Here is an 11,044-nt window from a genome sequence, read left to right on the forward strand (position 1 = left end):
ATCATCTGGGTGATTGGCGTACTAGGCGGCGCTGTCGGCTTCGTCTACATGCAGTTCCGCAGCTCACAGGGTATGTAGCCAGCGAGTTTTCAATTGAAAACTCCTCTGACTTAGGAGGCATATAGCCTATGTCATCTGGCATCAAAGGCATTGTGGGGGCATTGGTGATCGTCCTGTTTGGTCTGCTCTTGACGCCGACCGTTGTGGGGCAGGTCAACAGCATTTCAGCAGCCCAGACATGCCCCACTGGAGCGAAAGCCAGCCTCAAGAGCGACAATGCAACTGCTACTGCGACAACACTTGTCACTCAGGATGTCGAAGTCGCCATCGCCGACAACCCCAACAACGGTTTCTACCGTGCGGGTACGCTGTGCGCGATAGCTGCATTCACCGCGTCAGAGGTTACTGCTGATGCGGAGGCGGCGAAACTGGTAAGGGCAGCGGGAGTGTCCGGGACCCTGGCCTACGACAGTTCGGGCGCAAAGGACATAGTCAACCTGGTCAAGATTATCTGGGTTATCGGAGTGCTAGGCGGCGCTGTCGGCTTCGTCTACATGCAGTTCCGCAGCTCTCGGGGGATGTAGTTGGAGTCGCTCGATGCTTCTCCGAGCTGCTGTCACGGCATTCGTTCTGTTCGCATTGGTGTGGGGAGACCGCGTCTACGCTCAGACGCCAATCCCGACGCCTTCACCCTGGCTTGTGGACCGATCCGACTCAGCACTGGTCATCGCCTGGACTCCCTATTCGGACTACGTGTACGAGATCCGCTGGAGGGTGACGGACGAGCAGGACTGGGCTGCAACCGAGACCGCAGGCCCAGATGGATACACCATCAAGTCTCTCGCCCCGTCCACTTCCTACGACATTCAGGTCCGGGGGAGGCGTCCCAGACTTAACAACGCTGGCGACTGGACGGACTGGTCATCTTCACTTGTGCTTTCGACCCTCGGAGCTCCCACACCTACCCCCGCAGCCTACAGACTCCCTGAGCTGCCTCATGTTCTGGCTACGGACACCGTTCGCGGCTATGTCTATCCGAATGGGGACACCTTGATTCTGGCTCGTTACTTCGTCTCCCGACCACCTGGAGACAACCCGCCTCCAGTCCTTGAGCTGGTGTCCTGGAGGGTGACACCTCCTTCTGATTCCCACGCCTGGAATCATGCGACCGTGATCTCCCCTGTGACCATTCCCGACACACCGCTGGGCTACGGCGAGGGCCTGATCGCGACACGCTGCCGCTGCTACGCTGGATTTTCGTTCACTGAGGCCGATGTCGCCTCCGAACAGGGGAAGACATGGCGGCTGTCCCAGCAGCTCAATCCAGCTCGCATCCCTGACTCTACCTGGTCGGTCGAGGAACCATTCGGGATGACATTCATGCTCACTGGGGACCCGAGCCCAGCTGAAGCTGCGGTGAGCAGGATCCTTGAGTCCGTCGATGCTCGGCAGGGTACGCGCCTGGTTGCGGACGGCTACGTCACACCGCTCGGGGACGATTACCTGGAGGCTTACGTGTCGGGAATCCGATTCCTGCTGCCTGGAATCTACTATGGCGTGGGACAGACCCTTTCGGTCCCGCTGTCGGACGCCTCAGAGTCTGCTGAAGCACAGCCCATCGGCGGGACGATAATCACACAGGGTTTCGAGTCTGCCGAGTCGCTTACCGGAGTGCCTCCAAGCATGGTGGGAGCGATGATTTTTGGAGGCTTGGCACTGGCAGCAGCTGTCCTTGCGGGAAGACTCGCGCCTGTCCCTGGAGCTGGTATCGTCGCAGCCGTCCTGGTGCTTCTTGCGGGCGCGGTAATGGGTTGGGTCCCAATGTGGATCGTCATAGCGATGGCTCTCACGGCTGGATTTGTGATTGTCTGGCTGATGTTCCTCAAGAAGGGCGGCTGATGTCTCAGAACCTAATCATGGGACTTGCGGCCATCTATGCCTTCATTCATGTTGTGGGTCTCGCTGCCGACACCAGCTCTCCCAGCCTGTTTGCAGCGGGAGTGCTCTCAGTTCCAGCCCTGGCGGGGTCGAATACCGTGGTCATTAGAGCTCCGTATGGAGGGATGGTTGACGGTCAGCCAGTTGGAATCAGGGGCTCGTCACTCGCTCGCCTCGGGGCTCATGTGCAGTTTGTCACCGAGATACAGGAGGCAGGGCAGACGAGAGCACTGGCCTCCGACGCCATCTACAGGGTGATAGCTGTGGCGCAGCCTGGTCTGGGTGTTGGAAGTGCAGGTCCAGAGCCTCAGCAGGAAATCGGAATCGACCCAGCGTTGCAGCTCTCCTATCCAGCAGGGACGAGGATTCTGACCGAGGCAAAGGTCGACGACGACGGGCTCAAGACACCGAAGGAGGTCCGGCCAAACGAGAATTTCCTGGTCGCCTTCTTCTCATGGGGAGGAAAGCAGCTGGACAAGGTCTCTGGAGTCCTGAAATTCGCACTGAAGATAGCCTCGATGGACTACTCGATCCTCAAGCATGAGGGCGACTTCTTCGGAGTCCTGCGGCTCATTCTCGCTGGCCTCCAGTGGGGAGCGGTCATCATGCTCGGGATCTTCACCATCCGCACGGTTAGGGGATTCTGATGCTGTCCAAGCTACGGAAGGTCGGAGCTGCGGGAATCTTAAAGTTAACGCTCCTTGGGCTGCTTGTTGCGGTCGTTTTCGCACTTGCTGGAGGCCCTGCCGAGGCACAGAAAGGGCAGCCCAATCCGACCATAGAGGCGGGAGCCCTCAAGGTCCGTCTGGGGACAGACGCACCTGTCCTTCTCGGACTCTCCTCGTTGGAAAGTGGTGACCGTTGGCGGGTTGAAGTCAGGAATCCAAACCTATCCCTGACGGCTGTGGGTTGTCATGGACCCGAAATGGGGACATGGCAGACCGTACCGGATGACGGATATGCCTACCTGGAGGACTCTAGCGAGTTCACCCACTATCTGACGGCAAGTGCTCAGTGTCCTCTGGGTCAGTATGTGTTCGTTCTGAATTGGAGGGGCGCTGGTAGCTCCAGGACCCACACGACGATCTCCCAAACATGGGAGATTCTGCCAGAGTATTCCACCATATCGACTCCGCTCTCAGCAAGTGTGTCTGCAACAGCACTCAAATCGACTCCGCACTCAGCAAGTGTGTCTGCAACAGCACTGGTAGTTGACGGCGGCGAAACGATCACGCTTTCAGGGGTCGTCTCAAACGCTCCTACGACGACCTGGTACGGGATCGCAGACCAGAACAGCAGTCCTGGAGGGCTGCGTCTTTGGGAAGTGAACGTGACCAGCCCTGGTCAGTCAGTGTCGCTTGGCGGATTCAGCCGGCGCAGCTTCGATTATGGGGTTGACTCGGCAGACGGAACGACTGCCTACCTCGCGACTACCGAGCCCAATGTTCCAGGTTCGCTCAGGAGTTTCGACCCACCAGCACGCACCCTTGCATCGCATGGGGATTTTCCTTCTGGGCTCGGGGTTGTGGGCGGGATTGCGACAGACGGAACAGTCTGGTACGCGCTGGATGATAGTGGTGATGAGCTCTGGAGTCTCAACGTCACGACTGCGGCGTCGTCAACCAAAGTTGGAGACCTGACAGCTGGTTGGGGTAGCCCTCGCGGACTGGCGACAGACGGCATCAGCTGGTATGGACTCGACGACGACGGCGATGAGCTCTGGAAACTCAACGTCACGACTGCGGCGTCGTCAACCAAAGTTGGGGACCTGACAGCTGGATGGGACTCACCTCGCGGGCTGGCTACGGACGGTATCAGTTGGTACGGATTCGACAAGGACGGCGGTGAGCTCTGGGAGTTGAATACCGCGTCGCCAGGGTCGTCAACCGAAGTGGGGGATATGCCGAGCGCCTTCAGGACCGGAAACCATGAAGCAGCGGGAATCCTCGCCCTCGGAGGCCGTCTAAGGTACTCCTGGTCATCTAGTGGGGGAGGCGCATTCGGGACACCCAATGCTACTTCAACAACCTGGACAGCCCCAGCTGAAACAGGTGTGGAGCAGGCCATTGAGCTGACATGGACCGCTACTGCGGACGGGCGGGCCGCAACATCGAGTGTGACTGTCAGGGTCAGGAGTGGGTTTGGCCTCGCTGACTTCCAGGACGACGGACTGGTCATGGACGCGCTTGGACTGATCGAAGCCGGTCCTGGACATAACCTGTTTGGACGCGCACCTAGAGCAGAGTCGGGCAGTCTCAATGCCGGTGAGCTCGGACTGGGTCCCGACAACATACGGATCACGTCCTTCAGAACGAACGAAGAAGGCTCAGAAATCACCCTTAACGACAACCATACAGCCTTCCGCATTGGCGACTACTTCGATACTGGAGGGGCTGGCGACAGGCTCACCATGTATGTGCAGACCGACGATTGGCTTCTCACATTTCCTCCCGGCTCGATTGATGTGGCTGGGGGGAATTTTGCAAGGTGGGACATCCTCGATAGCACGTCGCAGGCCCGTCTCATGGGAATCGAGGAACACACAAGGGTCATTCTGGGGTTTGGGAGGCCGAGCGCAGTTGCGCCTGCAATTCCAGCAGCCCCGACCATCACGGCGGCGAGCTCGACAGCCGTTGTGATCTCTTGGGTTGAACCTTCAGACAACAACTTTGCGATCACATCTTACGACCTCCGCTACCGCGAACATGGCACATCATCCTGGACTGACGTTTTCGACCACACGACAACCAGCTACACAGCGACACGAGGCCGAGGTAAGCGCAACGAACGAGGGAGGCGACTCTGGCTACTCTCCCACAGGGAGGGGAGCGACCGACGCCGTAGCTCCCGACACCCCAGCCAGGCCATCGGTCACAGCTATAAGCACAACCAGTATCGTTATCTCTTGGGTCGAGCCCGCTGACAACGGGGCAGACATCACCTCATACGACTTTCGCTACCGTGAGCAGGGGACCGCGTCCTGGACTGAGGTTCTGGACCATACGACAACCAGCTACACAGCGACAGGGCTGAAGGTCAACACCACCTACGAAGCCGAGGTGAGAGCGACAAACGCTGGAGGCGACTCAGACTACTCGCAAGAAGGGACCGCGACGACAGGGGTATTGCCTCCAGGCAACACCGTCTGCCCCAACTGTTAAGACGGAGAGCTCGACCGCAGTTGTGATCTCCTGGACAGCCCCGTCCGACAACGGGGCGACGATCACCTCATACAGCATCCGCTACCGTGAGCAAGGGACCGCGTCCTGGACTGAGGTTCTGGACCATACGACAATCAGCTACACAGCGACAGGGCTGAAGGTCAACACGGCCTACGAAGCTGAGGTGAGAGCGACAAACGCTGGAGGCGATTCAGGCGCGACTGCCCCTGGAGCTCCTGAGAGGCCAGACGCTCCATTCGTGACGTCTGCAAGCTCGACCGCTCTGCTGATCTCTTGGACAGCACCAGCGAACAACGGGGCGGCGATCACCTCTTACGACATCCGCCATCGCAAACGTGGTACGACGCCCTGGACTGAGGTTCTGGGGCACACGACCACCAGCTATACAGCGACGCAACTCGAACCCCACGTCACCTATGAGGCGCAGGTGAGTGCCACAAACAGTGTGGGGGACTCTGGGCACTCGACCTCCGGTTATGGCGCGACATCACCGCCTGCGATTCCGGACATCCCCGACCGTCCTGTGCTTGAGGGAGTCACCTTCGACTCCATACGGATCTCCTGGACAGCGCCTGCGGCGAACGGGGCGCGTATAACCTCTTACGACCTCCGGTTCAGGGAGCTAGGGACATCGTCTTGGACTGACGTTGAGGACATAACGACGACCATGCACACAGCTGCTAACCTCCAGGCCACCTCAGCGTATGAAGCCGAGGTGCGGGCTACTAACAGCGTGGGCGATTCGGGCTACTCTCAGAGAGGGTCAGGGACAACCAATCCGGTGCTCACCAGCGTCCAGGTGGAGTCCTACTTCGAGCTTCCAATCCGCATCGCGAGGATCGAGGAGGCCGCAACCACGTCAGGGCCATACACGGCAAGCCAGGTGCGACCGTTCGGCTGCGTCACCAATGCACAGTGCCTGTCCACACCGCACAGCACCGTGAGCCTTGGGGGAGGCCGCGTGTACCGAATTGCTGTGACCTTTGACCCCATTTCCTATGGGAGTCCAGGTGAAGAAGGCGTGGTATCGGTATCGTATGTGACGCCAACGGAATCAGGCTGGTCTGTACTTCTCGGACTGGACTCATTCGCGGCTGGCAACACATCGAGCTTTACAGTCTCCCCAGTCAGCTACCAGCTCAGCAGGGGAGACAACATCCAGAGAGCGGTCTTCAGGCTCGACGGAGGAGGCTCTGGAATCGAGGCCGGAGCGGAGGTCAGTTGGGTCGCGACATTCAGCATCCAGTACACGGACAGCAACCCGCTGGGGAATTTCTCACTTGTGGAAATAGACGCGGGTGTCGAGTGCGACGACTGTACGCGGGCGCTGACAGACATCAGTGGGGAGACGGACAGGTTATCTCCCTCAGAGAGCCTGGCAGTAGTGGACCTCGGCGCTCCCGAGACCTCGGACGCCATGCAGATTGTCGTGGTGGGCGACATGGAGGGATTCGACTGGCCTGGAGTGTCCGTGCTGAGGGGAGCTGCCCATACTGCGGGAGTTGAGCCCCGCCTGGTGTTCGCTTTTGGAGGCTTTGCCGCGCTGTTCGCGGTGTTCCTTCTGGTCTTGAAGCTGGCTCAATCGCTCATCATCGCCTGCATAGTCGCTGGCGTCGGTATGGTGCTGTTCGGGATCCCAACGATAGGACTCGCAAGCACAGGTGTAATCGTTCTGTTCGGGTTGATAGCAGGGGCTGTACTCCTGGTCACTAAGCCTGGAGTCACATAGGGGAGAGTAGAGACATGGCAGACAGCGACACTCAACGCAGACCTCCCGCGCCTCGGAGAGCTCCCAATGGCAAGTATTGGGCCTGGAACAATCGCGGGTCTGGAAACTGGTATCTGCGCGACGATCTCAAGAACCGTGCAAAGTACGAGGAACCAGAACAGGAGGAACGGAAACCCAGCGGTCGGAAAGAGCGACAGCTGGAGGACTCCAACCTTGAGGTCGAAGGCGAGAGGAAGAAAGAAGATAGCACTCGCCCTTCACCCGTTTCACGACGCAGACGCCAATACAGTCCCAGACCAGGGGACATGCTGACTGAACGGGAAGTTGAGCCGCACGAAAAGGATGGCCTCGAAGATGGCGATGGTCCCCGACCTCGCACTCGCAGGGGGCTATCACCAACTTCCCGCAGAGAGCCGAGGCCCTCCAGGGAAATCGACCCTGGAATCGAAGACGATGTGGATACATTCCGGGAGTTGCGGTCGCTTGACGGAAGTGATCGCCTTCGAGGGGAGGTTGACAGTCACCGACGCCAATCTCTTGAACGCAGGCGCGAGCGTGTTCAGGGGAGGCTCTCAGAGCACGAAGATACCTTGCGGGAAGCTGCCCAAGAAAGTGACAGCAGCGACCTCGACGACGACGAACGTGAACAGGAGAGAGTGCTTGCGGAAGCGCGAGCACGACAGGCCGCAATCGCCCGGGCCCGTCAGCGAGAGCAAGAACGACTGGCGAACGAACGTCGTGGGATCGACGTGGAGCGAGTCCGTGAACGAAGGGACGACTTTGGGGACGACTCAGAGCGCACTCCCGAGGGGTCGGAGGGGATTGACCCATTCGTCCCAGAAGGTGAGCTTGACATCGACCGGCAGGTTGTCGACTACGAGGGACCGCCGGCGCAGACCGACAGAGAGGAGCTGATTCGCAAGGCAGCACTCCTTGAGGCAGAAATCAGGCTTGGCAGAAGGGGACGTCTGCCGAAGCAGAAGCTGTCGTCCCGCCTGAGAACACTTGCGAGTCATGCTGAAATGGCGCGAGAGCATAGCAGCGAGTTTGACGAGGAGGTCGGCAGCGTAAGGGACGACCTTGTGGACGATTCTGAGCCATCAGAGGAGGATGACAGCGAAGTCCCTGGCATACTCGGAGAGATCGTTTCGGAAGCCGAGCGACCTGAGCGTGATGAACCAGCTACTGAAAAGAGATCGCAAGCCGCACAGTTCAGACCTGCTGACCAGCTGCGGTCCAGTGCTGAGTTCGATGGCGAGGACATCCCTGACATGCTCAGAGAGGTCCTTTCGGAGGTTGAGCGTCCAGGGTTGGATAAGCCGGCCGCAGGTGAAACAGCGGAGGCAGACCCTATCACTGGGGAATCAGAGGGAGATCCCCAGACAGGCGACCCTCTGGACTCCGATTCGCCAGCACCAGACGACTCACCCACTCCCTCCGCTGAAGGTGCTGTTTCGGCAGAGCCTACGGACAGCCGACCAGAGCACATTTCAACGGAGTTCTGGAGCGCACTGACGACCGACCAACAGCAGCGTCTGTCGGACGGATTTGAGCAGTACCAGACTGCCCTCGGGCAGTACCAGTCCGGCGAGTCGTCCAGGGAAGACGCACAGACGCAGGCGGACACCTATAACTCGCTGATCGAATCGGTGAACAGCGAAGTCCAGACGACCTACAACAGGGCCCGGGCTGACTACTCACACGCGGTCGCGCAGGGCTCGATCGAGCGGTACATGGGGCAGTTGCAGCATGGCTGGCATGTTGGGAATGAGGTCGACGTAAGCGGCTCTGAGCTCCTGGAGGCCCTGAGAGCGCACAGGGAGGCCGTCAGCGCAGTTCCCGAGGCGGACAGGACTCCAGACATATTCGAGCGGTTTGCAGGCCGTCAAGAAGGCCTCCCGACCGCAGGGGAGGAGGGCGCGGATGCCTTCTATGCCACTCGCGACATCAAGCAGCACCTCGCATGGGGTAAAGACCATGTCCAGTTTGAGCAGTCCCTGGAGGGAGGCCAGCTGGGAAGACCTCCAAAAGGGTCCGTAGTTCGGTCGGAAGCTGAGCAGGACAAGTTTCTCTCCGAGTGGGAGGAACGTCTGTCCAATGTCGACCCGACCGCACTCTCCGAGGAGGAACAGCAGGGGCTGGTCGAGCTTGTCAACAAGGTCGCCACTGAACGGAAGAATCTCCGGATCCACAATCGCGACCTGGAGAGGAGAGCGGCGAAACGGGAGGCATGGCAGGAACAGATGCGTCAGTCCGACAGGCAGGCCGACGCGGTCATGCTGAGCCGCCTTGCCAATTGGAAGACGGACCCTAACAAGAAGGATGTGTACCAGAGTCAGGTCCAGCAGTACATCGCACAGGGGAAGGGAAACACCGCACAGCGACAGAAGCGGATGCAGGAGCTGGTCGACACTGGGATCGTTGAACAGCCCTCAGCAGCCGATCCAGTCGACAGTCAGGCAGTCGATCCCGACACGCAACCTGTCGAGGCTCTGGGCGAGACTGTAGGGCATGGACCTCCGCGCAGCATCTACGACGCAAGTATCGCTGGAGGTTCCAACAGGCCCACAGGCGCACCTCCTGGACGTGGAGGCCCTCCATCCACAGCCACAGAAGCCCGCAAGCCTGAGAGTGAGACCCCGACCAAGTTCCTGCCGGCAGAGCCTCCAAAGCTGAGCTCAGACTCCGATGTCGCAGCATTCCAGATGAGGGACTATGAGCGACAGCAGCTTCTGGCCGCTACCGCTGCGAACCAGGGAGAGGAGGCCGCTGAGCGGCTGTCCGAAATGTTCGGTCAGACAAAGTATCGACTGCCCGGGCGCACAAACGAGGCGTATGGGGTGTGGCTGAAGAACGAGGTAGCATCTCAGCTTCCAGAGGGATCTGACATCGACGCATTCATGCGCGAGGTGGATTCAGCCGCCTACAGCGCCATGAAGGAGGTCGGAGGCACAGCTACCCGAGAGGAGCGGCAGGCAGCACACCTGACAGCCCTTCACGGCGCACTCGAAGGGGCTGCTGACAATGCGATCAAGTCCTGGCAGGTCGCCCAGACCGAAAAGGCTACGACGGACTTCCTCGGGCAGATCGCAGACGACGACGAGAGAGCAAAGGCGCAGTCCCTGGTCGACCAACATGGTCTGCAGGCGGGAGCGCAGCTGTTCATCGACGAGCTGAACCAGCAGCGGGAAGACTCTGTCAAGATCAACTCTGCCGACGAAGCTGTCGTTTCACAGTGGGTAGCGAACCTGCCAGCAGCCTACCGCGAACAGGCCCAGAGCCTGATAGCACAGCATGGCACAGGCGAAGGGCTGCTGAAGACAATCGAGCACATGAAAACGGACGAGTACAAGGGATTCGATCCGTCCGACCCTCACGCCGGACTGGGCCCGGACGACTCGGAGAGTGTCTGGTTGACTCCGGCCTCCCGAGTGCAGTCGCTGTACGACAGACTTGACGCTCCAATCCAGTCGGTCCTCAACAAGCAGTTCATCGAACAGGCCAAGGGAGACGTGACGCGAGGAGGGCAGCACCTCACCGACTGGTTTGCAGGCCTCGGTGAACAGAACACCCAGCTCGTTGATGACTTCAATCGGGATCTGGTTGTCCAGTACACGAAGAAACTGCCGGACGAAATAGCTGCTCAAGCTGCTGAGGCAGCAGGCGCAGCTCCACACGCGGCAGCGGCGAACGAGGCAGTCCAGTCCATCTATCGGGAGTGGCTTGACAAGCAGCCGCAGTTTGCTCAGGGAGACGCTGCGAGTCCAACGCCAATCGGAGACACCGTCGAAATGGATGAGCTTGGCATGGGGCTGTCCGATTCGTACACGAAGACTCCCGAGTTCTCTCCCGCCCAGCTCAGAGACTACCTGGTGACTCATGGGCAGGAAAGGCGTGAGCTCACATCGAATATCGAGGTGCTGAAAGAGGAGGCCGCGTCTGCCCAGATCAAGGACTACCTGATTACACAGGGGCAGGAACAGAAGGAGCTGGAGTCAAACATCGAGGGCCTGCGGGACGAGGCTTCCCGAGACCCAGTGGTATTCCAGCAGCACCTTGAGACAAAGGGGCAGGAAGATCGGGAGATAGCATCGAATATCGAGGCACAGCAGCGAGGTGTCGACGACCCTGACGCCAAGCTGTACGCAGAAGCTGTACGGCATTTCCGAAACCCCGAGGACTGGAAGCACGATCC

At 59.5% G+C, this 11,044-nt stretch carries 6 protein-coding genes; all 6 read left to right on the top strand.

All coding sequences use genetic code 11. From position 1 onward, the window contains the following. The first annotated feature begins 128 nt into the window (after positions 1-128). Positions 129-584 carry a hypothetical protein gene (locus J4G14_02505; protein MCE2456675.1) on the top strand — a complete coding sequence of 152 codons (456 nt, stop codon included), beginning with the start codon at positions 129-131 and terminating at the stop codon, positions 582-584. A 13-nt stretch (positions 585-597) separates the two neighbouring features. Then, positions 598-1,899, top strand: coding sequence for a fibronectin type III domain-containing protein (locus J4G14_02510; GenBank protein MCE2456676.1), 1,302 nt, complete (start codon positions 598-600; stop codon positions 1,897-1,899). Then, entirely contained in the window at positions 1,899-2,585 is a 687-nt protein-coding gene (locus J4G14_02515; protein ID MCE2456677.1) for a hypothetical protein, read from the top strand. Before J4G14_02510 ends, J4G14_02515 begins: the two co-directional genes overlap by 1 nt. 542 nt (positions 2,586-3,127) lie before the next feature. Then, a complete protein-coding gene (locus tag J4G14_02520) occupies positions 3,128-4,861 on the top strand; it encodes a fibronectin type III domain-containing protein (protein ID MCE2456678.1) in 1,734 nt (577 codons plus the stop codon). Between the two features lie 260 nt (positions 4,862-5,121). Next, a complete protein-coding gene (locus tag J4G14_02525; protein ID MCE2456679.1) occupies positions 5,122-6,849 on the top strand; it encodes a fibronectin type III domain-containing protein in 1,728 nt (575 codons plus the stop codon). Positions 6,850-6,863: 14 nt separating this feature from the next. Next, positions 6,864-11,044 (top strand): hypothetical protein (locus tag J4G14_02530; GenBank protein ID MCE2456680.1); only part of this gene is annotated, 4,181 nt, incomplete at its 3' end.

The organism is Dehalococcoidia bacterium, from assembly GCA_021295915.1.
In the GTDB taxonomy this organism is placed as follows: domain Bacteria; phylum Chloroflexota; class Dehalococcoidia; order Lucifugimonadales; family UBA1123; genus VXRN01.